This window comes from Endozoicomonas sp. ALB091 (genome assembly GCF_049310265.1).
Classification (GTDB): domain Bacteria; phylum Pseudomonadota; class Gammaproteobacteria; order Pseudomonadales; family Endozoicomonadaceae; genus Endozoicomonas.
The window spans coordinates 432,784-457,406 of record NZ_JBLYNQ010000006.1 but is presented as its reverse complement, the minus strand read 5'-3'; the positions used below and the strand labels follow the sequence as shown (position 1 = coordinate 457,406).

The 24,623-nt window shown below is 50.4% G+C and carries 21 protein-coding genes; 18 read left to right on the top strand and 3 right to left on the bottom strand.

The features are described from left to right. The first annotated feature begins 75 nt into the window (after nucleotides 1-75). The 5 genes from ribF (at nucleotide 76) to ispH (ending at nucleotide 6,063) form a co-directional block, all read left to right on the top strand. Nucleotides 76-993 carry a bifunctional riboflavin kinase/FAD synthetase gene (gene ribF, locus ACO6UX_RS09035; protein WP_422446863.1) on the top strand — a complete coding sequence of 306 codons (918 nt, stop codon included), beginning with the start codon at nucleotides 76-78 and terminating at the stop codon, nucleotides 991-993. 66 nt (nucleotides 994-1,059) lie between these two features. After that, nucleotides 1,060-3,888, top strand: a complete 2,829-nt coding sequence (gene ileS / locus ACO6UX_RS09030; protein ID WP_422446861.1) for an isoleucine--tRNA ligase — start codon at nucleotides 1,060-1,062, stop codon at nucleotides 3,886-3,888. Between the two features lie 209 nt (nucleotides 3,889-4,097). Beyond that, the gene (gene lspA, locus ACO6UX_RS09025; protein ID WP_422446859.1) at nucleotides 4,098-4,604 is read left to right on the top strand and encodes a signal peptidase II; all 507 of its coding nucleotides are present in this window, start codon (nucleotides 4,098-4,100) and stop codon (nucleotides 4,602-4,604) included. A 20-nt stretch (nucleotides 4,605-4,624) separates the two neighbouring features. Then, nucleotides 4,625-5,062 carry an FKBP-type peptidyl-prolyl cis-trans isomerase gene (gene fkpB, locus ACO6UX_RS09020; RefSeq protein WP_422446857.1) on the top strand — a complete coding sequence of 146 codons (438 nt, stop codon included), beginning with the start codon at nucleotides 4,625-4,627 and terminating at the stop codon, nucleotides 5,060-5,062. A gap of 50 nt (nucleotides 5,063-5,112) precedes the next feature. Beyond that, nucleotides 5,113-6,063 (top strand): 4-hydroxy-3-methylbut-2-enyl diphosphate reductase, encoded by a 951-nt coding sequence (gene ispH, locus ACO6UX_RS09015; RefSeq protein ID WP_422447925.1) that lies wholly within the window; start codon nucleotides 5,113-5,115, stop codon nucleotides 6,061-6,063. Between the two features lie 201 nt (nucleotides 6,064-6,264). Here the strand turns inward: ispH and ACO6UX_RS09010 are convergent, their stop codons facing one another. Further along, a complete protein-coding gene (locus tag ACO6UX_RS09010; RefSeq protein WP_422447923.1) occupies nucleotides 6,265-7,173 on the bottom strand; it encodes a class I SAM-dependent methyltransferase in 909 nt (302 codons plus the stop codon). 362 nt (nucleotides 7,174-7,535) lie between these two features. Between ACO6UX_RS09010 and ACO6UX_RS09005 the strand changes: the two genes are divergently transcribed. The 13 genes from ACO6UX_RS09005 (at nucleotide 7,536) to ACO6UX_RS08945 (ending at nucleotide 22,977) form a co-directional block, all read left to right on the top strand. Further along, complete coding sequence (locus tag ACO6UX_RS09005; RefSeq protein ID WP_422446855.1) at nucleotides 7,536-8,162, top strand: GspH/FimT family pseudopilin; 627 nt, start codon at nucleotides 7,536-7,538, stop codon at nucleotides 8,160-8,162. Further along, nucleotides 8,153-8,671, top strand: coding sequence for a type IV pilus modification protein PilV (gene pilV / locus ACO6UX_RS09000; RefSeq protein WP_422446853.1), 519 nt, complete (start codon nucleotides 8,153-8,155; stop codon nucleotides 8,669-8,671). Before ACO6UX_RS09005 ends, pilV (ACO6UX_RS09000) begins: the two co-directional genes overlap by 10 nt. Then, nucleotides 8,668-9,717 (top strand): PilW family protein, encoded by a 1,050-nt coding sequence (locus ACO6UX_RS08995; protein WP_422446851.1) that lies wholly within the window; start codon nucleotides 8,668-8,670, stop codon nucleotides 9,715-9,717. Before pilV (ACO6UX_RS09000) ends, ACO6UX_RS08995 begins: the two co-directional genes overlap by 4 nt. Continuing rightward, entirely contained in the window at nucleotides 9,717-10,340 is a 624-nt protein-coding gene (locus tag ACO6UX_RS08990; protein ID WP_422447921.1) for a pilus assembly PilX family protein, read from the top strand. The genes ACO6UX_RS08995 and ACO6UX_RS08990 overlap by 1 nt, the downstream gene beginning before the upstream one ends. 40 nt (nucleotides 10,341-10,380) lie before the next feature. Further along, the gene (locus ACO6UX_RS08985) at nucleotides 10,381-15,174 is read left to right on the top strand and encodes a pilus assembly protein (RefSeq protein WP_422446849.1); all 4,794 of its coding nucleotides are present in this window, start codon (nucleotides 10,381-10,383) and stop codon (nucleotides 15,172-15,174) included. A gap of 1 nt (nucleotide 15,175) precedes the next feature. Further along, nucleotides 15,176-15,583 (top strand): type IV pilin protein, encoded by a 408-nt coding sequence (locus ACO6UX_RS08980; protein ID WP_422446847.1) that lies wholly within the window; start codon nucleotides 15,176-15,178, stop codon nucleotides 15,581-15,583. A gap of 117 nt (nucleotides 15,584-15,700) precedes the next feature. Beyond that, on the top strand, nucleotides 15,701-16,240 hold the full coding sequence (locus ACO6UX_RS08975; RefSeq protein ID WP_422446845.1) for a GspH/FimT family pseudopilin: 540 nt from the start codon (nucleotides 15,701-15,703) through the stop codon (nucleotides 16,238-16,240). Further along, nucleotides 16,237-16,833 carry a type IV pilus modification protein PilV gene (gene pilV, locus ACO6UX_RS08970; RefSeq protein WP_422446843.1) on the top strand — a complete coding sequence of 199 codons (597 nt, stop codon included), beginning with the start codon at nucleotides 16,237-16,239 and terminating at the stop codon, nucleotides 16,831-16,833. Before ACO6UX_RS08975 ends, pilV (ACO6UX_RS08970) begins: the two co-directional genes overlap by 4 nt. A gap of 3 nt (nucleotides 16,834-16,836) precedes the next feature. After that, nucleotides 16,837-17,625, top strand: a complete 789-nt coding sequence (locus tag ACO6UX_RS08965; RefSeq protein ID WP_422446841.1) for a PilW family protein — start codon at nucleotides 16,837-16,839, stop codon at nucleotides 17,623-17,625. 32 nt (nucleotides 17,626-17,657) lie between these two features. Continuing rightward, a complete protein-coding gene (locus ACO6UX_RS08960) occupies nucleotides 17,658-18,059 on the top strand; it encodes a type IV pilin protein (RefSeq protein ID WP_422446839.1) in 402 nt (133 codons plus the stop codon). A gap of 139 nt (nucleotides 18,060-18,198) precedes the next feature. Continuing rightward, on the top strand, nucleotides 18,199-18,675 hold the full coding sequence (locus tag ACO6UX_RS08955; RefSeq protein ID WP_422446837.1) for a pilus assembly PilX family protein: 477 nt from the start codon (nucleotides 18,199-18,201) through the stop codon (nucleotides 18,673-18,675). A gap of 400 nt (nucleotides 18,676-19,075) precedes the next feature. After that, the gene (locus ACO6UX_RS08950; RefSeq protein WP_422446835.1) at nucleotides 19,076-21,166 is read left to right on the top strand and encodes an EAL domain-containing protein; all 2,091 of its coding nucleotides are present in this window, start codon (nucleotides 19,076-19,078) and stop codon (nucleotides 21,164-21,166) included. Nucleotides 21,167-21,354: 188 nt separating this feature from the next. Beyond that, on the top strand, nucleotides 21,355-22,977 hold the full coding sequence (locus ACO6UX_RS08945; RefSeq protein ID WP_422446833.1) for an NAD+ synthase: 1,623 nt from the start codon (nucleotides 21,355-21,357) through the stop codon (nucleotides 22,975-22,977). A 15-nt stretch (nucleotides 22,978-22,992) separates the two neighbouring features. Here the strand turns inward: ACO6UX_RS08945 and coaE are convergent, their stop codons facing one another. After that, entirely contained in the window at nucleotides 22,993-23,625 is a 633-nt protein-coding gene (gene coaE / locus ACO6UX_RS08940; protein ID WP_422446831.1) for a dephospho-CoA kinase, read from the bottom strand. Then, entirely contained in the window at nucleotides 23,622-24,503 is an 882-nt protein-coding gene (locus ACO6UX_RS08935; protein WP_422446829.1) for a prepilin peptidase, read from the bottom strand. Before ACO6UX_RS08935 ends, coaE begins: the two co-directional genes overlap by 4 nt. Nucleotides 24,504-24,623 lie beyond the last annotated feature (120 nt).

Below are 24,623 nucleotides of genomic sequence, written 5' to 3'. Positions count from 1 at the left end.
ATACTGCCCGGCTTCATCGTCAACATTTTTTCAACAATGGTTGAATACAGGAAGTAAGGGAGTCCGAGCCCCTCCATGCAGTTGATCCGCGGGTTGCACAATATCAGGCCAGAACATCAGAGATGCGTGGCCACCATCGGTAATTTTGATGGTGTGCATGTGGGCCACAGAACCATTCTTGAGGCCCTGAAACAACAGGCGTTTGAGTTGGACGCCAGGGTATGCGTTATCACCTTTGAGCCCCAGCCCAGAGAGTATTTTCAGGTGGATGCTGCACCCGCGAGGCTGTCCAGCCTGCGGGAGAAGCTGGCGCTGCTGGCGGAAAATCATGTGGACCAGGTGCTCTGTCTGCCGTTTAATGACCGGCTGCGCAGCCTCAGTGCTGATGATTTTGTCTTTCGGGCACTGGTTGAAGGTTTGGATATTCGCTACCTGATTGTGGGTGACGACTTTCGCTACGGCTGTGACCGCAAAGGCGATTTTACCCATCTGGAACGGATGGGTGAGCGCTACGGTTTTGAAGTCTGTGATACCCAGACCGTATTGATGCAGCAGGGGCGTATCAGCAGTACCCGCATTCGTGATGCGCTGGCGGAAAATAAGTTTGCCGAAGCGGAACATATGCTGGGCAGACCATTTACCATGATTGGCCGGGTAGTAAAGGGGCAGCAGCTGGGCAGAACCCTGGGCTTCCCTACGGCGAACATCAGGGTATGTCGTCGACGTCTGCCTTTGCGGGGTGTGTTTGCTGTTCGTACACTGGTGGATGGTCATCGTTTTAATGCGGTTGCCAACCTGGGCGTCAGGCCATCGGTATCCGGCGTTAAACCGCTGCTTGAAGTCCACATGCTCGACTTCAAGGGAGATCTGTATGATCAGACCCTGCGGGTAGAGTTTGTTGAAAAGATCAGGGATGAACAGAAATTTGAATCGCTTGAAGCCTTGCGGGCAGCGATTGCCAATGATATTGAAACAGCCCGCAAGCTTTTTTAAATAACCCGCAAGCTTTTTAAATAAATAGCTGTGATGAATAGTCCGTAGAGGTTCCGGTAAACAACTATGTCCGACTACAAGCATACATTGAATTTGCCGCAGACCGATTTTCCGATGCGCGGCAACTTGGCCCAGCGTGAGCCACAAATGCTCAAGCGCTGGTATGACATGGATCTCTACGAAGAAATTCGCAAGATCAGCCAGGGACGGGAAAAGTTTATTCTCCATGATGGCCCTCCCTATGCCAATGGTGATATCCACATCGGCCATGCCGTTAACAAGATCCTGAAGGATATTATCGTTAAAGCCAAAACACTTGATGGCTATGATGCCCCTTACGTTCCCGGCTGGGATTGCCATGGTCTGCCGATTGAGCATAAGGTCGAAGGTATGCTCGGCAAGGCCGGGGATAAAGTGGATTTCAAAACCTTCCGCAAAAAGTGCCGTGAATACGCCGCCAAGCAGGTGGATGGCCAGCGTGAAGACTTCAAGCGCATGGGGGTGTTTGGCGACTGGGATAAGCCATACCTGACCATGAATTTCCAGACTGAAGCTGACATCATCCGTTCTCTGGGCAAAATTGCTGCCAATGGTCATCTGGTTAAAGGCTATAAGCCGGTTTACTGGAGTGTTGTCGGTGGCTCTGCCCTGGCGGAAGCAGAAGTTGAGTATCAGGATAAAACCTCTACCCAGATTGACGTGCGTTATGCAGCGCTTGATGAAGCTGATCTATTAAGTGCGTTTACTTTTGAATCCCCAAAAGGGCAGGGTGAAGGTGAGGTAGCCGTCGTTATCTGGACGACAACACCATGGACTCTGCCATCCTCCCAGGCGGTCAGCATGGGCGGCGATCTGGATTACGCCCTGGTGCAGTGCCAGGTGAATGGTGAACCTGCCCGTCTGGTTCTGGCTGAAGCCCTGGTGGCCAGTGCCATGCAGCGTTATGGCATTGAAGACTGCACGATCATTGCCCGGGCAAAGGGCGCAGCGTTTGAACACAAGAAAGTTGCCCATCCATTCTATGACCGGGAACTGCCGCTGATACTGGGTGACCACGTCACCATTGACGCAGGTACCGGTAATGTTCATACGGCACCTGACCACGGTGTTGATGACTTTAATGTGGGGCGTCAATACGGCATCGGTACCCTGAACTATCTGGACGACAGTGGTTATTACCGTGCCAACGTAGAACTGTTTGCCGGTGAGCACGTTTACAAGGTTGACCCGAAAGTGGTTGAGGTTCTGGTTGAGAAAGGCCGACTGCTGGCTCAGGAGAAATTGACGCACAGCTACCCTCACTGCTGGCGTACCAAAACACCACTGATTTTCCGTGCCACGCCCCAGTGGTTTATCAGCATGACCAAAGAACACCTGCTGGATACCGCCATGGATTCCCTGAAAGGTGTCGTGTTTACCCCTGAGTGGGGCCGTAACCGGATGGAAGCCATGCTGGGCCAGAGCCCGGACTGGTGTATCTCCCGTCAGCGTACCTGGGGTGTGCCGATTGCGCTGTTTATCCACAAAGAGACCGAAGAGCTGCATCCGGAAACTCAGGCACTGATTGAACAAGTCGCACTGAAAGTTGAACAGGAGGGGATGGACGCCTGGTTTGATCTGGAACCTGCGGATATGCTTTGCGCTGAAGATGCTGAGCACTATGTGAAAGTGACCGATACGCTGGATGTCTGGTTTGATTCCGGTGTTACTCACTATTCGGTGATCGAGCGACGTGATGGGCTGCAATTCCCCGCAGACCTCTATCTGGAGGGTTCTGACCAGCACCGTGGCTGGTTCCAGTCGTCCCTGAAAACCAGTATTGCCATGCATGGCGTGCCGCCCTACAAAGGCCTGCTGACCCATGGCTTTACCGTGGATGCCAATGGCCGGAAGATGTCCAAGTCGCTGGGTAATGTGATTGCTCCCCAGAAGGTCTTCAAGTCTCTGGGGGCGGATATTCTGCGTCTCTGGGTCTCTGCCACAGACTACACCTCAGAAATGACCGTTTCTGATGATATCCTCAAGCGCACGGCAGACAGCTATCGTCGTATTCGTAATACCGCACGCTTCCTGTTGTCCAACCTGACCGGTTTCAACCCAGAAACCGATGCGGTTGCCTGGGAGGATATGCTGTCACTGGATAAGTGGGCTGTGGATCGTACCCTGAGACTGCAAAATGAAGTGGTGGATGCGTACAACAGCTACAACTTCCTTTCGGTCTACCAGAAAGTTCACAATTTCTGCTCACTGGATCTGGGTGGTTTCTATCTGGATATCATCAAGGACCGTCAGTACACCACTGCACAGGACAGTCTGGCCCGTCGCAGCTGTCAAACGGCGATGTACCGTATCATCGAGGCCTTTGTCCGCTGGATGGCACCCATCACCAGCTTTACCGCCGACGAAATCTGGGAAGCGATGCCCGGGCAGCGTGGTGCATCGGTTTTCCTGGAAACCTGGTACGAGGGGCTGAACAGTCTGGAAGGTGATGAACTTGGCCGTGAGTTCTGGAATACGATTCTGGACGTGAAGACGGCAGTGAACAAAGCCCTCGAAGATGCCCGTGTGGCTGGAACCATCGGTGGCTCTCTGGAAGCGGAAGTGACTCTGTTTGCCGATGAGGCGCTGACAGAAAAACTGAACCGTCTGGGTAATGAGTTGCGGTTTGTGCTGATTACCTCTGCAGCTACCGTTAAGCCTCTGGCTGATGCGGGTGATGCTGCGGCAACTGAACTGGCAGGACTCAAAGTGCTGGTTGAGAAGGCCGGACACAAGAAGTGCGAGCGTTGCTGGCATCGCCGTGAAGATGTTGGCACCATTGCCGAACATCCGGAGCTTTGCGGCCGCTGTGTTGCAAACGTAGAAGGCAGTGGCGAACAGCGGCAATTTGCCTGATTTTCGTTTTTGCCATAAAAAATACCCGGTCAGCACCGGGTATTTTTTTGGACAGTAGTCTACTTTATGACCTGTTGTTCAACGCTGGGGTGTTGTAACTTGTTAAATTCTTATGGATTTCGGTAATTCGCACTATCCCCCGGCGGTTCAAGACACTTAGTATTGACAGGACTCACTGAATAATATGGACTTTTTAGCAGGAACCGGCCATGCAGAGTAATACTTCAGGAAAGCTTCACTGGCTCTGGCTCAGTGCCATCGTGTTCGGCTTTGACCAACTGGTAAAATGGTGGGTTATTGAGGAGTTTTCCCTTTACCAGCAATTACCGGTATTGCCCTTCTTTTCCCTGACCCTTGCTTACAATACCGGGGCTGCTTTCAGTTTTCTCAGTGATGCGTCCGGTTGGCAGCGCTGGTTTCTCAGTGGTGTCGCTATTATTGTCAGCATCATGCTGGTGGGGTGGTTGAAGCAGCTTCGCTCAGGAGAAAACTGGCAGGCCTGCTCTCTGTCATTAATACTGGGCGGTGCGTTGGGGAATTTGATTGATCGGTTGTTGCATGGGCATGTCACCGACTTTCTGTTGTTTTACTACAAAAACTGGTATTTTCCGGCATTCAATCTGGCGGATACAGCCATTACGGTGGGGGCCGCCATGTTGATTCTGGATATGTTCCGGAGTAATCCTTCGGTGGAAAGTAGCAGCAACGATAAATAGAAGAGCAGGAGCGAGTCACGGTGTCAGCAGTAATTGAGGAAGGCAGCAAGGTCACTCTGCATTTTTCCCTGAAGCTGGATGATGGGAGTGTGGTGGACAGCACACCAGCGGAGAAACCGGCATCCCTGATCATCGGTGATGGTAATCTCCCGGAAGGATTTGAAGAAACGCTGTATGGCCTGGCGTCAGGTGAAGACCGGGTGTCCCGGATTCCTCCGGAAAAAGCGTTTGGTATGCCGAATCCCAATAATCTCCAGCGTATCCCCAGGGGCAGTTTTGCCAGTGGGGTTGAGCTGGAGGAAGGGCTGGTGATGTCCTTTTCTGACGCGGCCAACAGTGAGCTTCCCGGCGTGGTCAGAAATTTTGATGATGAAATGGTTGAAGTTGACTTCAATCACCCTCTGGCAGGTCGGCACCTGACCTTTGAGGTACAGATTCTGGATGTAGAGACGCCTTGAGCGATAACCAGAGCCATAAAGCAGTGACAGAAAAGGTTGGTGACTCCCCTATGAAAATCAAACTGGCTAATCCCCGTGGCTTTTGTGCAGGTGTGGACCGTGCCATTGAGATCGTCAACCGGGCGCTTGATGTTTTCGGTCCTCCTATTTATGTCCGTCATGAGGTGGTCCACAACAAGTTTGTGGTGGAAAACCTGAAAGAGCGTGGGGCAATCTTTGTCGATGAGCTGGATCAGGTACCGGATGACGTCATCGTTATTTTCAGTGCCCACGGTGTTTCTCGGGCTGTAGAGGATGAGGCGCAACGTCGGGGCCTGAAAGTGTTTGATGCCTCCTGCCCGCTGGTAAAAAAAGTTCACATGGAAGTGGTGCGCTATTCCCGGGATGGCATGGAGTGTGTACTGATTGGTCACCATGGGCACCCTGAAGTGGAAGGCACCATGGGGCAGTACGACTCACGAAACGGTGGTGCTATGTATCTGGTTGAGAACGAAGACGATGTTCGTGCTCTTGAGGTAGCAGATCCTGCCAGACTGGCCTATGTCACCCAGACAACCCTTTCCATGGATGACACTGCCAAAGTGATTGAAGCCCTGCGTCTCAAGTTCCCTGAGATACACGGACCAAGGAAAGACGATATTTGCTATGCCACGCAGAACCGGCAGGATGCGGTAAAAATTCTGGCGGGACAGTGTGACCTGGTGTTGGTGGTCGGCTCAGTGAACAGCTCAAACTCCAACCGACTGCGTGAACTGGCCGAGCGCTCGGGCGCTGAAGCACATCTGGTGGATAATGCCGACGATGTCAAACCGGGATGGCTGGTTGACAAAGCATCCATTGGTATCACAGCAGGCGCTTCGGCACCGGATATTCTGGTTCAGGGCGTTATCACGCGGTTAAAAGAACTGGGTGCAGAATTACCGGAAGAGTTGGCTGGTAAAGAAGAGAATATTGTCTTTACCATGCCTAAAGAGCTGCGTTTGAAAGCGGTTTCTGATTAGCCTTTTTCTTTATTCCAAGAGACACGAGGGCCTATCATGATTAACGCAGAAAGAGAACCGAATCTGGAGTCAGCCAATCCTGAAAAAATGGATCAGTGACGTGTATACTCGCCGCGTGCAAAAGCACATACGGCGATTGGAGGTCACAGGCCACCATAATCACTCATAAAACTAAGTGCTTTTGTCCCCGGGAATCTCAGGTCATTCCGGGCTTTTTTGACCAACGGAAATAACCCTTGCATGGTCATACCAATGCACATCCGGGTTCATCCATGTAGCCTGAATTAAAGGAAATAATGTGTCATGCTCCGGTATTTCCTCCAGGTACGGTTCGACTTGGCTGAAAGAAAGGTACATAAAGCGACCAAAAGCATTATCACCACCCTGAACCCGTTTATACGATATTTCTGCATCTACATTAATCAGGCCGGCCTTAGTCATCATATCTGCGAGCAGATATCCCTGATCAAAGTCAACATGTTTTGACATTCTGCGATATACATTCACCACATAATCGGGAAGCTTCGTATTGATTTTGGCAAGCTGGCGGAACCGGTTTAAATTTCCAGCATCAACAAAGTCCTCAATGACCAGATACCCCCCCGGCTTCAGTGATCTGGCCAGTTTGGCGATGAGTTCATAATTGTCATTATGGGTCAGATGCATGACCACGAGTCGGATAAAAACCAGGTCAAACTTGTTGGCACCGGGATCGTAACTGGTGATGTCTTCATGAATAACTTCAATCTGAGGGGCAATTGCCGCCACTTCATCAAGAAAGTGATCATCAATATCCAGTGCGATGACTTTTCCGTTCTCTCCTGTAGATTCCGCGAGGAATTGACTCATTGACCCCAGGCCCGGACCTACCTCCAGGAAATGACCACCCGTCTTCAGATAAGGTTCCAAACTGGCCTGGGACTGAGAATCAAGAATCTGTTGCATGGCTTCCAGTCGATGTCTACTCATACCCAACTTATTGGAAAATGTGTAATCCCCTTCTGGTACCATTTGTTTCTCTAATGCTTCAGATTCAGCATAAGAATACATAGAGAATAAAACCAGGAAAATAAAAGTGAACCTTATAAAGATGTTTCCAGTTATTCTCATAGTTAACACCTGCAAACAATGGGTGAGACTACAAGAATAGATGCCGAATATACTTTATCCACTTATATTTCCAGATCAGTTTTCTAATATATTCGATCAGTGGTAATCAAACGCGATGAGCTGTTTGGCTTAATAAAATGACACTTCCGGTTTCCAGCAGGGCTTATGGGGCTTTTGGTGTCACAGTGAACCATTGGTCAAAGGAAAAAGCCATTAATAAGATAAACGTAACCACTTTATATCTGCAAGCTTAATAATGGAGTGACAAAGGCGGCTTTTTATCACCTGACATCCTCCTGGTGACAACTTTTGGTGACCAGGTAGCAAAATATTGGGTGAGACTGAGTGTCAGGGATTGGGCAATGAAGTACAAGGTTGAGCATTGTTTTTCAGCACATCATTCTGCCAGCTCTCATACAAGGTATGAGAGCAATTGCTGTTTTTTGCCCGGTCATCCTCCCCATCAATGGTTTAACCCTTCGAAAGTAATGGGGGTTTCTCTGATTGAGTTGCTGGTTTCTTTGTCCATTGCGGCTATTTTGATCGCAGCGTCTGCACCGAGCATGAAAACCCTTATCGTCAATAACCGGATCGATAATGTGGCAGATGAACTGTATGGCAGTTTGATGCTGGCCAGATCTGAGGCTGTCAAGCGACAACGAACCGTTTCATTGTGCAGCACTGTGGATGATCTGACCTGTGATGAAAGTAACGCTGGCTGGCATCACGGCTGGCTTATTTTTACGGATGAACGTGATGATGGCCTGTTGAACGACAGTGATCAGGTGATTCGTCGTGTTACAGGGCAGTCAGAGCTTATCTCAATCCTGTGGAATCGTGGTTACAGCCTTCGCTTCAATAGCCGTGGCCAGACCAGGCAGGCAGGCACTTTTCAGGTTTGTGACCAGGACAGTAACAGTGATGCCAAAGCAATTATCATCAGCATGACAGGCCGTCTCCGGACGGAGGAGCGGGGCGCATGCGGCTGAAGGATGTTCATAGTGATGGCAAAAGCCCTGAGAAAAAGAACCGGGGCGCAGGGTTGATTGAAGTATTGATCAGCCTGCTGGTGATCACGATCGGCATTCTGGGTATGGCAGGAGTACATAGCAGCAGTTTGCAGTATAACCAGTCAGCCTATGTGCAATCACAGGCTACCTTTTTAGCGACGGATATGCTGGATCGTATTCAGGCCAACAACAGCCTGGCCAGAAGCGGTAACAGTTATCAGGCAGGTTTGAATGATCTTGAATACAGCCAATGCATTGACAGCGGCTACCCCAACAGTTGTGAGGCTGGAAGCTGTACTCCTCAGGAGATGGCAGCCTACGATATTCAGCAATGGAAGTTTCAGCTGACCTGCCAGATTCCGGGGAGTAAGGGCTCAATTAGCTACCAGGACAGTGAGGGTGTTCGAACGTATATCATTCGTCTCAGTTTCCCAGATATGGGCAGCAGGGTCCCCCTGAGTGATGTGGTATTAAGGGGGGTACTATGAAGCGGATTGAGAAAGGATTCTCTCTGGTTGAAATGATGATTGCCCTTGTCCTTGGTCTGGTTCTTTTTACCGGGGTTGGCCATCTGGTGCTGGCATCCAGCCGATCGTGGGTATTGCAGGATGAGCTGGCACGGGTTCAGGAAAATGCTCGGCTGGCCCTGGATATTCTGGGGCAAAGTATCAGTACTGCGGGATATACCGGCTGTCCTGCCCAGGCAAAGCTGGCCAATTTAGTCTATTCCAACAATGATAATCGTCAGTGGATGATGCATTTTGATAAAGGCGTTCTGGGCATTCCTGCCGGTAACAGTGTTGAGCAACAGCTGGACAGCAATGCTATCTCTGAAGCCATTATTATCCACAGTGTTGATAGCAATCAGTCCACCCTGGTCAGTGGCCATAATACTGGCACTGCTTCGGCAAAACTGGCACAAAGCCGTAGCCATGATGAAGGTGATCTTCTGGCGCTGATTTCATCAGACTGTGGGCAGGTTTCCATTTTCCGGGCAGGGGCTGCAACAACCAATAGTGTGGTGACGCATCCGGCAGCTGGCAGTAGCAGCCTTTACAACTGTATCAGTCAGTTACAGGGTAACTTCAGTTGTCATGGCAGTACTGTTGGTTCCGGCAATATCAGTCACCAGGGATCACGACTGGCACCTTTGCAGTCTTATGCCTTCTATCTGAGGGAAAGCAATAACGTACCGACACTGTACCGGAAACTGGCGGGTGAGTACGCCAGTGGCAATAGCATCAATACAGAAGCGCTGGTTGAAGGCATTGAAAGGCTGAGTATTCATTATGGGCTGGACAGTGATAATGACGGGGTTGCCAACCGGTATATGACAGCCGGTGAAATAACACCTTACAGCGATGAGTGGCGGCAGATTATTACAGTCAAGCTTGAACTGCTGGTTCGGAGTTTCACTGAAGTGGCTCCGGAAGCTCAGGCCTATTTCTTTGCTGGCCAGCGAGTGCTGCCTGATGACCTATACGTTCGCCGGAGCTTTATGAAAACCATTAAGCTCAGGAACCGGGGGCTGTGATGGGAATCATTTTAACTGCCTCAGGCATCAGACAACATATTGAGTTTTTCTGGAGAAGCCGTTTATTGCATCCGGAAACAGGTGAGAGAGGAAGTATATTGCTGGTCAGCCTGGTGATGTTGCTGGTTATGACGGTTACTGGTTTGACTGCTGTAAAAATGGCAACGCTTGAAGAAAAGATGAGTGGTAATTATCAGGATCAGCAGATGGCATTTTATGCGGCAGAGGCGGCGTTAAAAGAGGCAGAAAATTTTATTGCCGACAATGAGCTGGCCTTATCCAGCTTTGGCGTGAATTGTGACAATGGGTACTGTTTTGCCGGAAGCGATATTGACGATATTGGCAGCTGTGACCCGGGTGTTTCCGAGCCCTGGTTAACGGGCACCTTGTGGAGTGCGAGCGATCGGCACAGAGTGACGACAGTTACCATCAACGGTATATCAGCCCAGGCCAAATACATTATTGAGTTTCGCTGCTATATCGCCAAAGAGGCATCAGGGCCTTTACCAGATCCGGCCAACCGTGGGGACTGGGCCAGGTTCTATCGGATTACCGCCCTGGCTAGGGGGGGGTCCGGCGATTCGCAGGTAATGCTTCAATCGTCGTATAAAAAAAGCAATTGATGTTGAGTTAGGGAATATTAACAGGGAAGTGGAGGTGATCATGGATCGATATACCTCACATGGTGTTACTTTCAGGCAGGTCGTGTTGTTCGGGCTGCTGGTGCTGTTGTCTTTTCGGGCCAATGCTGAAGCGGTTTCCAGTGATTATGCAGCAACGCCCCCCTTGATCAGTAACACTTCGGAGCCGCTGGTTATGCTGGTGATGTCCGTTGACCATGAACTTTTTAAAAAAGCGTATAGCGATTATACGGACCTTAATTCGGATGGACGACTGGATACCAGCTATGTGGACAGTTTTGACTATCTAGGGTATTTCGACAGTGGCTGGTGCTATCAATACGCTTCCGGACGCTATTCGCCGGTAGCCAAAGCCACCGGTGATCACGGGCACTATTGCACCACCTCTCAGGCTCCCTGGAGTGGTAACTTTCTGAACTGGGCCACCATGACACGGATGGACATCCTCAGAACGGTGCTTTTTGGTGGAAAGCGATCCACGGATACCGATAATCAAACGATACTGGAACGGGCTTATATCCCCAGGGATGTGCATGCGTTTGTCAAAATTTACAGGAGCAGTGATTCAGGCATTCCCACCGGGAATTTTACGCCCTATAACAACAGTGAGATCAGTCTCTGTAATGTTGCCGGTTCTGAAAATGGCACGCCTGAAGTCAGGGTTGCCAGGAGGGCCTGGCCGCGATGGGCTTCTACAGAAGTAAAGCAGTGCCAGTGGGGCGCACAGAACAGTCCTTCTACCAGTTACAGATTAACGACAAACGATGTTTATATTAACGCCTGTGTAACCGGTAAAGATGCCGCAAATACCGACCGCTGTAAGCTGTACAGCACCGGCAAGAGCAAACCCACAGGCTTGCTTCAGCAGTATGGTGAGTCAGGGGATATTCGCTTTGGCTTAATCAGTGGCTCTTATGATAAAAATATTTTCGGTGGCGTATTGCGACGAAATATCAGCAAAATTGCCGGAAACGCTCAGAGTTCTGATGATGAAATAGAGCTTTCTTCCGGACGTTTTACCAGTGTTGAAGGGATTATTCATAACATCAATCAATTCAGGCTGGCGAAGTACAGTTTTTCCCAAAACAAATATACAGATTGTAATAGCTACGGCATTTCTGTCTCGGCGTTTAAATCCAGCAGAGGCACCTACTCTTCAAGTCATTGCAGTATGTGGGGGAACCCTCTGGCGGAACTGTATCTGGAAGCACTTCGTTACTTTGCCGGAGAAACTACGGCTACCACTAGCTTCGACACCACCAATGACAGAGCCTTCGTCAGTAATCTGTCCAGAGAGAGCTGGGCGAATCCAATGTCAACAGATAATGCCTGTGCCAACTGCTCGATCATTGTTTTATCCACGGGATTGAACTCATTCGATACTGATCAGCTGTCCAGTAGCTCTGATCTTCCGGGAATGACGGGCACCAGCTCTGTTAATAGTAAAACGGATGAAGTCGGGGATCATGAGTACGGCGGCAGTTTTGCCGGTCAATATCTGGTGGGGGGGACCGGTAGTACACGTCAATGTACTGCTAAGTATCTGTCTGGTCTTTCCGATGCTGTGGGCCTGTGTCCGGAAATCCCTCAACTGGAAGGTGGCTATCAAGTGTCCGGACTGGCTTTTCATGGCAACACGACAGACCTGCGAACAGATCTTGATGGTAATCAGAGAGTGAAAACCTATGCCATAGAGCTGGCCGAAACCATGCCCAGCTTTACGTTGAATGTGGATGGCAGGCTTTTTACTTTTCAGCCGGTTTGCCAGACCAGTGCAAATTTTGGCAGTGGTAGCGGTAATTTTTCCGGCAGTGGCAGTGATTGCACGCTGATCGATGTAGTGGTTGAGAAACTGATACTGAACGGGACCGGGCAGGTGGTTGAGGGGGCTCTTCTCTTTACCTGGGAGGATTCGCTCTGGGGAAATGACTACGACTATGACGCTTCTTCCAGAATCAAGTTCTGTGTTGGCAATCAATGCAACCAAACCACAGACAGCACGCTGAAGACAACCGGGTTTAATGCCAATGAAGTCAGGGTGGCTGTGCAGGTTGATGGCGTATTTGCCGGTTTGAATATGCGCTTCTCTTATACCGTCACCGGGAGTTCGGGGAGTGATGGACTGCAAACTGATTATGCCTTCAAGGGAACAACCGCATTTAATGTTACTGATTTTACCGCTTCCGGAGCGGCTGCTGGCGTGTTGCCCAAACCGCTGTTTCTTGCGGCAAAATACGGTGGTTTTATCGATCTTGATGGCGATGGCAGTCCCAACCATGATGCTGATGGGGATGGCAGCCCTGATAGCGATGATCACCGTGAGTGGGACAATAGAAATAATGTGACGGGAGCCCTGGGCTCGGATGGCTTGCCGGATAACTATTTTTTCGCCAGAAATCCAGCCTTGCTTGCCAGTCAGTTGGGGCAGGTACTGGAGGATATTTCCAGTCGGGTCTCTTCGGCAACGAATGCGGCGCTGTTTGCCAATAGCTCTACAGGCACTGGCGCTATCTATCAGGCACTGTTTCAGCCAAGCCTGGATATCAATGGCAAGTCGGTGACCTGGGGCGGTATTCTCCATTCACTGTTTATCGATAGCAAAGGCTATATCCGGGAAGATGGCAACGGGAATGCCCAACTGGATGACTACCGCTCAGATAAAATCGTTGAACTGTTTTTTGATCCGAATGCCGGACAGACAATGGTTCAACGTTACACCTCTGACGATTTTGGTGTCACCAGGGTAGCCGATGGCCCGCTGAAATCACTCGCTTCACTTGAGACGATCTGGGATGCGCGGGAACAGCTGGCCTTATTGAGTAATCTGACCAATCAGAGAACCTATGATGCGCTCGCCTCCGGTGGCCGATATATGCTGACCTGGCTGGATATCAATAATAATCAGCAGGTGGATGATGACGAACAGCTGCCGTTTATGTCTTCAACCTTTACTGGACATGAAGGGTATCTGGGCGTTTCTGCCAGTGAAGTCGCTACTGTCGTTAACTATGTTCGGGGAGAAGAGCAGGCTGGCACCCGTTCCCGTACCATCGATTTTGATGAAGATGGTATTGATGAAGTCTGGCGCCTTGGGGATATCGTTCACTCAACACCCAGACTGGTGGCAGCACCCGATAGTCGTTACGACGCCTATTACAACGACAGCAGCTATCGAACCTTCCGCAATCAATACCTGAATCGGCGGCATGTGCTCTACGTCGGAGCCAACGATGGTTTGATTCATGCCTTTAATGGCGGGTTCTGGGAAGAGAGTTCCTACCGCTATGAGCGCACAGCCAGTCATGGTGAGGTACAGCATCCGCTGGGTTCAGAGCTTTGGAGTTACGCACCAATGAATCTGTTACCTCACCTTCGCTGGCTCACTGAGACCGATTACCCCCATGTTTATTACATGGATTCGGAACCGATGGTCTTCGATGCCAATATCTTCGCTGATGACAGCACTCATCCTGGTGGCTGGGGAACGGTTCTGGTGGTGGGTATGAGACTGGGAGGGGGCAATATTGATGTCACCATCGACAGTGAAAGTCGTACCATGCGCTCTGCCTGGGTGGTGTTGGATATCACTGATCCCGAGCAGCCCCCGGCGTTGCTGGCTGAAATTACCCATGCTGATCTGGGTTTTACTACCTCACAGCCTGCGCTGGTTAAACGGCGGAAAGCTGGTACGGATGTTAATGGCGAGACCGATTGGAGTAATCCGGTACAAAACGTATGGTACCTGGTGTTTGGCTCCGGGCCAGCAGGCAGCGGGTCTACTGCCCTGAGATCAGCCCTGGAGCAGGGAACGTCGGATCAGAATCTTCGCGTATTTGCTTATGATCTGAATAACAAGAATTTTGTTGCCGGTTTTGATCCCCTTGTGACCTCCTATTCCACGGCTTATGCAGGCGATATGGTGGCTGAAGACTGGGACCGGGATTACCAGGATGATGCCGTTTACTTTGGCACGGTTGAGACAGGAAGTATCGGTTTGAGTGGAAAACTGATGAGGCTGAGGCTGACATCAGCACTGGAAAACTCCAGCCTGAATGTGTTGATGGATGCCGGACAGCCGATTACGGCACCCCCCATGACCGTGACTGATGACAACAGCTTCTGGGTATACTCCGGAACAGGTCGGCTGCTGACCAATGGTGACAATCGCAGTACTGAGGCCAACTATTTCTACGGTGTTCAGGAACCGTTGAACAGCTCCAGGCAGTTTACCTATGCATCCGTCAGCCAGAGTAATCTGGTCAATGTGGGGGATGTGGTTGTATTTACCAATGGTGATGTCGTGCAGAAGTCAGACTCCTCCTATACGCCATTTACGGTAGGCTCCCGAACCATCAACAGTTTCGGTACCTTACAGGCGGTGGTCGCTGAGCAGGGGGGGTGGACGCTGCCTCTCAGTGTTGATGGCTCTGGCCCAGCCGGGCGAAGTGTGAACAGCGCTGCCAGGTTGTTCTCCCAAATCCTGTTTACTGAATACCGTCCACCTGCGGACAGTTGTTCCATTGATGGTACAAGCTCACTTTATGCTGTGCATTACCTGACCGGTACCGCATCGCCTGATGCCGTCCTGGGCAGTGTACCTGTGGATACTCTGGAGCTGGAGCGTTCCCTGAATAAGGTGAGTCTGGGGATCGGTTATGCTTCTTCACCGGTGGCCCATCAGGGGGAAGGAGGGAAACTGACTGCGGTGACCCAGGGGGCCGGTGGCAGTATTACTGCAAGAAACCTTGATTACAGTTTCAGCTCGGAAGGACGGCAGAGCTGGTGGCAGATTTTCAGCATTCCATGGATTGATTGATATGAATACAGATAAACCAGTGACAAATAGTCATGAAAAGGGGTTTTCATTACCCGAGCTGATTATTGTTGTCGCCATAATTGGTCTTCTGGCAGGTATCGTCTATCCCTCCTACAGCCAGTATATGTATGAAGTTCGACGCAGCGATGCCTGGGCCGCCCTGACCGGCGCTATGGCTGCCCAGGAGCGCTGGTACTCCGTTAACCATACCTATACAGACTCTATGGATATGCTCGGTGGAAGCAGTTCTCCCGAGGGTTATTACACCCTGAGCGTTGAAGCCGACAACTCCTCATTTACCCTGACAGCCACTGCGCTGGGCAATGGTGTCCAGGCTACGGACTCAGGTTGTACACAGTTTACTGTGGATCATTTAGGGGTTCTGACCCCGGAAGCGTGCTGGAAATAAACGGACGACTTCCAGTTTTTATCCTTGTTTTTGTACCGTCTATCGACTTCTGAACGTCGGTTTAACTCACACACCTAGATTTAAAGAAAGGCGTCCTCGACAGGGAAGTAGGTGGGTTTGTTATTTCTTCAAACATCGTTAAACCATAAATACAATCGTGGCTTCACGCTTGTAGAGATGATGATCACGATTGTCCTGATCGCCATCATGGTCAATCTGGTGATTCCCATCGGGCAGGTTGCTGAAGGGTTCAAGCTTGATTATGTGAATCAGCGGCTATATGCCAGTGCGGTTCTGGCCAGAAGCGAAGCGATCAAGCGTGCTGAAACCGTCAGCGTCTGTCGCTCTACAACTGGCAGTGGCTGTCAGCCCGGGGTGAACTGGGCAGATGGCTGGATTGTTTTCGTTAACCGCAATGGCAACAACTATGTTGACTGGGGTGAAGAGGTTATTCGGGTGTATAACCCGGTCAGCAGCCCGGTTGAAATTCTGTGGCACAGCAATGCTGAGGTGCTCAGTTTCAGACCCAGGGGGAGCGCAGTTCATCAGGGTGGGTTCACGTTATGTTCGGTGCCAAAAAGACCAGTGTTTCAGCGACTGGTGAATATTTCAGGATCAGGGTTGATTCGCAAGCGTGAGGGTGTGAATTGTTTATGACCAACCATATCAATCCTGCCCATGCCAGCCCCGTAAATGCTGAACCAGGTTCCCTTTCGGTTGCGGCTTTTCACAAGACAGGAAGACAGCCCGGGTCTTTGCGGCAAAAAGGGATCGGTATTGTTGAAGTCATGGTCGGTGTGCTGATTTTTGCAGGGGGCGTAATCGCGGTTACTGGTATGCAGAGTCAGGCCATTCGAGCGAATCATGACGCTATCCAGAGATCCCAGGCCGTATGGATGGTGAATGCCGCTGCTGAGGTAATGAGGCTAAACCCGGCCGGGCTGGCAAACTCTGCATATCAGAGAGAATCATCAAACGCCTCCGCCAATTTGGGCTCCTACTGCCAGGCTTCTCCTCCCCGTTGTATTGGTACCACATGTAATGCTGATCAAATGGCAGCGTTTGATATTCATGGTTTGATGTGCAGCAGTGCCAATATCGTGATCGAACCGAGAATCGACATCAGCTGTGATGGCTCCTGTTTGCCGACGGATAAAGTCAGGGTCCTGATTTCCTGGGCCACAAGGGGAACGGAAAAAGGTGTTATTGGGGATCGTCAGCAGGTTGAATTCAGGTACGTCAGGAATTGAACAATGCCCAACATAATTCATCATCAAAAGGGGTTCAGCATTGTAGAAATGATGCTGGCCTTTCTTATGGGTCTGATAGTCGCAGGCAGTGCTTTACAGTTAATGGTGAACAATAGTCGCTCCGCCAGTGTGAATGAGTTTATTGCCACAGCCCAGGAAAACGGACGTCATAGTCTCTATATCATGAGCACTGAGTTTCGTAGAGCCGGCTTCAGATCCGAGATCGGAGCAGGCTCAATACAACCTTTCTACCTGGGAAGATGTGAAGGGGGGGCGACCTGTACGATTGAAGGTGGTGGTACCAACAGTGATAGAGTGGCCATTCAATATGAGCCCGTACCAAATCGTGACAATGGTCAACTTCAGGACTGTACAGGTGCAACCGTTGTCCCGGGGGCATTGACAGCAGACGTCTATTTTGTAGCCCCGGACCATGCAAACGATCACATCAGCACCCTGTTTTGCCGTGGTTATGATCCATTAACGGGAACTCCACGGGGGAATGCCCAGGCACTGGTTCAGGGTGTGGAGCGATTGCAGGCACTTTATGGGATTGCCCCGGCGGGGGAGTCAAGTATTAATCAGTATGTGACAGCCTCAGGGGTGGCAGACTGGCGACAGGTTTTAGGCATTCGTGTTGGCGTGCTGGTCAGTGCTGGAAAGGAGTCACGTGTTTTTGATAGAAGGTCCAGAACCTATAACCTGCTCGATAGTGGGAGTTTGACAATGGATGATCAGACGCCAAGGTACATGTACAGCACAGCCATTCGTTTGAATAATGCTGGATTCTAGGAGGCTGTCCGAGAGTTCCGGAGAGAGAACCGATGAATAAGGTTAATAAAGGTTTCACCTTGATTGAACTGATGATTGTTGTGGCCATTATTGGTATTTTGGCAAGCATTATGCTGCCCAGCTATCGTCAATATGTCACCGAATCAAAAAGAGGTGAGGGTGCTGCCATGCTGTTGAATGTCATGCAGCAGCAGGAACGGTACTACACTGAGATGTTGAGATACACTGCCAATCTGGCCGATTTAGGGTTTGACACCACAAGCCCTGTAGAGTCTGAAAGTGGTACTTACCAGATACAGGCCGCTCAGTGTGGTTCAGACCCTCTGGAGCGCTGCGTGCAGTTAACCGCTGTTGCCCAGGGTTTGCAGGCAGAAGATGGCAATATGACTTTGGACAGCCGCGGAGCTCGAACACCTCAAAGCCACTGGCGGTGATGTTAGCAAGATGTCAGCAGGCAGATGATTTGCAATAACCCGTTTGGAATTTCACTGATGAAAAGCCTGATGCATATTATGTGGCAGAATGATCAGTCGATAGCACCATTTGAAGACCACATTAATACGGGCTGTCATTATGGTAAGCGGTTCAGAGCAACGCAAGCAGACGGGTTCTTTTTTATTAATCGTTATGATTGTCTTGCTTGTTATGACGTTTTCCGGTCTTATGGTTATGGAAACAGCATTGCTGGAAGAAGTAACAGTAGGCAATGAACAGCGAACCATTGAGGTATATCAGGTTGCCTTCAATGAGTTGGAAAGCCAATTTTCCTACCTGGATGCCAATCCCGTACACTTCCGTAACGCCTTCACCGCGAAGCAGGAAACTCTGTCTCCTATTGTTAATCCGGGTGGGTGTAATAATGCAGTTGGAATATGTCAGAGGGTTACACTCAGGTATGTTTCTAATACCCTTCCTCCCCCCGGATTTGACATTGCTAAATTCATCGGCCGTGTTTATGAGTTAGACAGCATAGCTACGCTGAATGGGAACGGAGCCAGTTCAAGCCAGACTATGGGGATTATCTTCGTTGATACATTACCAGGGAGTTAGTACATGGTTTCAATGAGTTTGACGTGTACAATCTCCGTTCACCCTGAGCGAAGTCGAAGGGTGTTTGGCGCGATCTACCAGAGTCCGGAGTTTCCGCCCTTCGACAGGCTCAGGACGAACGGAGTGCGGAGGCACGACAACCCCCGTCAAACACATTGAAACCATATCAGCCCGGATATTTCATAAACGTGCTCCCTGTCTGTCCTTGAATAAATGCCAGTCCATGTCGCCATTGCCAATGACTGAATTCTTTCTTCCTGGTATTACAGGCTCTCCGCCTTGCTCTATTACCTGCTCGCGTAGTTTGAAACGTCAACAGCCCCTGACGATGATCTTTGCGCTATATAATTCATCAGGTAACCGCCGATAGCTTTCTAAGTTCAACAGGGAAAGCATAACCATGGCATTGGGCGACAAAGACTTAATTCGCTTTTTAATCATTGACTCATCAACCAGGGAAGCAGAATCGCTCCTGAATGTTTTCCGTGAGTCTGGTTATTCCACTCGGGCAAAACAGATCAACTCTTTGGATGATCTCACTGAAGCCACGTCCGGACAGCAGCACTGGGATCTACTGTTGATGGCAGAGCCTCCCGAGCCATTAACTTATTCCCGAATCTTTGATGATATTAATCAGAAAGGCATTGATTTGCCGGGTATCGTCCTGATAAACCCGGATGATGAAACCGATGAGCTGTCGCTTATACAAATGGGTGCCCGTGCAGTGATTCCACCGGGGCATGACGAATATCTTTTGACGGTTGCCCGGAAGGAGTTCGAAGACCTGAAGGTCAGGCGACACCATCGACGCATGAGCGTCGCCTTGCATGAATCAGAAAAGCAGCGTCAATTATTGCTCGATGACCAGGTTGATCCGGTTGTATACATTAATTATGGACACATCCGGTTTGCTAACACGGCATTTATCAACCTGCTGGGGCTGGCGGAAGAGGAGTCTCTGGATGGAAAGTTGTTCAGGGATTTGATCATTACCAAAGATCAGCAGGACGTTGAAGCGTTTCTCATGGGCATTGAAGAAAGCGGTCAGGCACTGGCGGCCATTCAATGTCCTTTAGTCGCTCACAATGGCTCAGAAGTGCCTGTGTCCATAGTGATCTCACCGACGTCATTTAATGGTGAGTTCACTCTCAGTCTGCAGATTAAGCCCTGCGAGAAAGAAGGTGAGCAGGACGAAGTAGATAAAACCCTGGAAAAGTCAGCGCCGGACGCCGAAACGGGGCTATTTGACCGAAAACTGTTTGATCAGGCATTGGATATTGCTATCCAGAGAGCGGTAGAAGGCAAAGGAAAGTCAACACTATGTTATCTCCATCTGGAAACTCTGAAAGCCGCCCATGAACAGCATGGGAAAGAGGTTAGCCAGAAGCTGTTTAAATCGGTTGCACATAAGATAACGTCACATCTTGACGCCACGCATCATGTATCCAGCCGGGGAGGGGCAAACTTTGCCGCTCTGCTTCGGGAAGGGGAAGAACAGGACGTTACCGAACTGATGGAAAGTTTGCTGGCGGCCGTTACCGGTGAGGATATTGTCATTGATCAACATCCGTTACCGGTCAAGCTGTCAATAGGTGCTGTTATTCTCAGCGATACCGCCAGCGATGCTGAAACATTGACTGGTCAAAGTCGTCAGGCCACCGTGTTGGCACAAAAGCAGGGTGGCAACCAACTGTGCTTTTACCAGAAGCGTAAAGTCAGCTCGGTTCATTCCGTTGAAAAGCAGCTGGCAGGCATGGTCGGCCAGGCGATAAAGAACAAAACATTCAGGTTGAGTTATCAACCTGTTATCTGCCTTGCAGGATCGCCATCTGAGTATTACGAAGTCTCTTTTGTCCTGACCGACCCGGAAGGAAAGGAACATGAGGCTTCAGAATTCAGGCCCAAACTGGAAAAAATCAGTTTGTGGAACAAGCTGGACCGGTGGCAACTGATTGAAGCCAGTAAAGCATTGATAGCCAAAAGAAAAGAAGGGAGTGATACCCGGCTGTTGCTGCATGTCGGTGGTTGTTCTGCAACGGATGATACATTTATCCCATGGATGAAGGCGGCTCTGAAAACGGCGGGCATTCCTGCGGATGCTGTTGCCATTGAATTGAGTGAACAGAACCTGGCCCGTTACTCAGAAGAGATACCGGATTTTTTCAGCACTCTGAAAGCGATGGGATGCCAGACAGTGATCAGTGAATTCGGTTGCAGCCTTAACCCACTGGAGGGGATTGCTCATCTTGATATTGACCTGGTAAAGCTTGACCAATCCTTCACAGAAGACCTCAGCAGTGGTGGAAATGCCCAGGAGTTACAAAAGATGATCCAGGATCTCAGTCAAAGTGGCCGTAAAGTGATTGTGCCCGGGATTGAAACAGCGGAAGAAATGACCCCCGTCTGGCAGTATGGCGCCGATTTTATTCAGGGCAGCTATATGCAACCCCCTTCAGAGCGCATGGATTTTGACTTCGGGGCGGATGGGTAACACCGCCCTGCCATCCTGCATCTTTTAATGGCTGTTTCCCACCCTCCCATGATTCGAGGCTGTTTCTCAGCACCTGGATTTATGGGTTTATCCCCTTCATTGGGTATTTCAATTTACAGACACCATTACTTACCAGACAATACCGCCCCTGATAGATGTGTTTAAACAAGGGATAGACAGGTATTTCCATGTCAGCAAAGCTCAATATGGTCATGGCCCAGCTGAATCTGGTGGTGGGCGACATTGACGGGAACACGTCCCGTGTCATTGAGGCTGCCGAGCAGGCCCGGGATCAGCTGGATGCGGATGTTGTTGTCTTTCCGGAGCTGACCCTCTGTGGTTATCCGCCAGAAGACCTGCTGTTGCGGCCCAGTCTCATTGTACGGGTAGAACAGGCGCTGAACCGACTCAGGGTGGTTAAGGGTATTGACTTGATTATCGGTGTCCCGCTGATGGGGCCACATGGTCTGGAAAACCAGGCGCTGGTGCTGCGTGATGGTGAGATTGTCGCCCGCTACGGAAAACAGCATCTGCCCAATTACCAGGTTTTTGATGAAAAACGCTATTTTGTGAAAGGTCAGAACACGGTTATTTATGCCTGCAAAGGTGTCAACATTGCTCTGTTGATTTGCGAAGACCTCTGGTACCAGGGGCCGGTTCGCCGGGCTAAAGAAGCCGGAGCAGACCTCATTATCAGTCTCAATGCGTCACCCTTCCATATGAACAAGCAGTCACTGCGTCAGCAGGTGGTTCGTGAGCGCTGTCTGGAGTCGGGCCTTCCTGTCCTTTATACCAACCTGGTGGGTGGTCAGGATGAGCTGGTGTTTGACGGGGGCTCCTTTGCCATGAACGGTAATGGTGAAGTGGCTGTTGGGGCAACCTGGTTTACCGAAGAGTTGTTCTGCGTTGCCTTTGATAAAGGCTCTATGACGTTTGAACAGGGAGAGGTTGCTGAAATCCCCGACGTTTGCTCAAGGGTTTATGATGCCCTGGTGACTGGTGTCAGGGATTATGTCAATAAGAATGGTTTTAAGGGCATCGTTCTGGGGTTGTCCGGAGGCATTGACTCTGCCCTGACTCTGGCAGTAGCTACCGATGCCCTGGGTAGAGATCGGGTTCAGGCGGTCATGATGCCCTATCGTTACACCTCCGATATGAGCCTTGAGGATGCGGCAGAAGAGGCGAAAATTCTGGGTATTGACTATAAGGTGCTGCCGATTGAACCGATGTTTGATGCCTTTATGAACACCCTGAATACCGAGTTTGCCGGTTATGGTCGGGATACCACCGAAGAAAACCTGCAATCCCGGTGCCGGGGTGTCATGCTGATGGCGATCTCCAATAAGAAGGGTTACCTGGTACTGACTACCGGTAATAAAAGTGAAATGGCAGTGGGATACTGCACGCTCTACGGCGATATGGCCGGTGGTTTTGATGTTCTGAAAGATGTACCGAAAACACTGGTGTTTAAACTGTCCGAATATCGCAATACCCGGGGCTATGTGATTCCCCAGCGAGTGATAGACCGTCCGCCCTCCGCTGAACTTGCCCCGGATCAGGTGGATGAAGACAGCCTGCCGCCCTATGATGAGCTGGATCGCATTCTTGAACTCTATATTGAACAGGATCAAAGTGCCGAATCCATCGTGAAAGAAGGGTTTGACCGGGATATGGTTTATCGTGTTCTGAGGCTGGTGGATATCAATGAGTACAAACGTCGCCAGTCAGCTATTGGGGTCAGAATTACGCCAAGAGGGTTTGGCCGGGATCGTCGCTATCCGATAACTAATGGCTGGAGACCGGGTGTTTAACGAAGCACCTGAGCCTCAAGCGAGGCTCAGGTAATAATGATGCAGTTTATCCAATGACCGGTGCAACTGGCTTATAGAGCCACTGTTATCAACGATATCATCGGCTCTGCCAACTCTCTGTTGCCGTTCCATCTGGCTACTGAGAATCTGCCGGGTCTGATCCTCTGTCATCTGGTCACGGGCCATGGTGCGGGATAGCTGAACACTCTCTGGCACATCCACGACCAGCACACGGTCCACCAATTCATGCTGACTGGTTTCCAGCATCAACGGCGAAACCAGTACGGCATAACGTGATTCAGCATGGGTCAGCTCAAGGATTATCTGATCCCGTATCAGGGGGTGTAGCAGACCTTCCAGCCATTTTCGTTCATCAGCATCAGCAAAGATGATGGTTCTCAGCTTTCTACGGTCAAGACTGCCATCGAGCAAAATCTCCCGGCCATAGCGCCGTTCAATGTCAGCCAAAGCCGGTTTTCCCGGCTCTACCACCACGCGGGAAGCGATATCCGCATCAACAATGCAAATTCCCTTGTTGGCAAAAAAGTCGGTCACTGCCGTTTTGCCACTGCCAATACCGCCGGTGACTCCAACCGTAAATGGGCGCTTTTGTTGAGCTCGGGGCTGCTGTGATTTTACAGTGGTCATCCGTTCAAACCCGAAAAGCTCAGATAAGCCGCAATCAGTTGATCGCCCCAGACCAGAGCAACAAAGCCGGCAATGGCCAGATAAGGACCAAAGGGAATCGGGTTGGATCGTTCCTGGCGTTTACTGACGATCAACAGTATCGCTGCAACAGTGCCAACCAGTGATGAGAGCAGGATGATCAGGGGCAGCTTCATCCAGCCCAGCCAGGCCCCCAGCGCCGCCAGCAGTTTAAAGTCACCGTAGCCCATGCCTTCCTTGCCGGTCACCAGTTTGAATACCCAGTAAACACTCCACAGGGACAGATAACCGGCAATGGCTCCCCACAGCGCCTGTTCAAGGCTTACCACCAGTCCAAAGCTGTTGACGATCAGGCCTGCCCAGAGCAGTGGCAGAGTAATATCGTCAGGCAGTAGCTGGGTATCGTAGTCGATCATGGTCAGGGTCAGCAGTGACCAGCCGAACAGACAGAAGACCAGTGTCTGTAATGTCACGCCGTAGGTCAGGCCAATCATTACCGTCATAAGGGCGCTGAGTATCTCGATGGCCGGATAGCGCAATGAAATCGGGGTCTGGCAGGCTGAGCATTTACCTCTCAGGAACAGATAGCTGATCACTGGAATATTCTCCCAGGCACGGATTTTATGCTGACAGGAAGGACAGGTAGATGCAGGCACGACAAGGTTAAAAGCAGGCAGAGGATCCGGTATCTTTTCCGGGTGTAAAATAGCTTCACTCTGCTGCTGCCACTGCCTTTCCATCATTATTGGTAACCGGTGGATCACCACATTGAGAAAACTACCGACAATCAAGCCAACGATGGTCAGCACAAAGGTCAGGTAAGGGGTTGAGGTCTCTATAAGTTCTATAATCGGTGACATTCACACAGTTCCCTGATGGTGATCAGTATGGCTGGCCAGTCCTCCCCGCCAGTACCTGATCGTTTGATAGTCCAATATTGGCATGCCTGTTGCCGTAATCAAACCTCTGAAGCGTAAGGA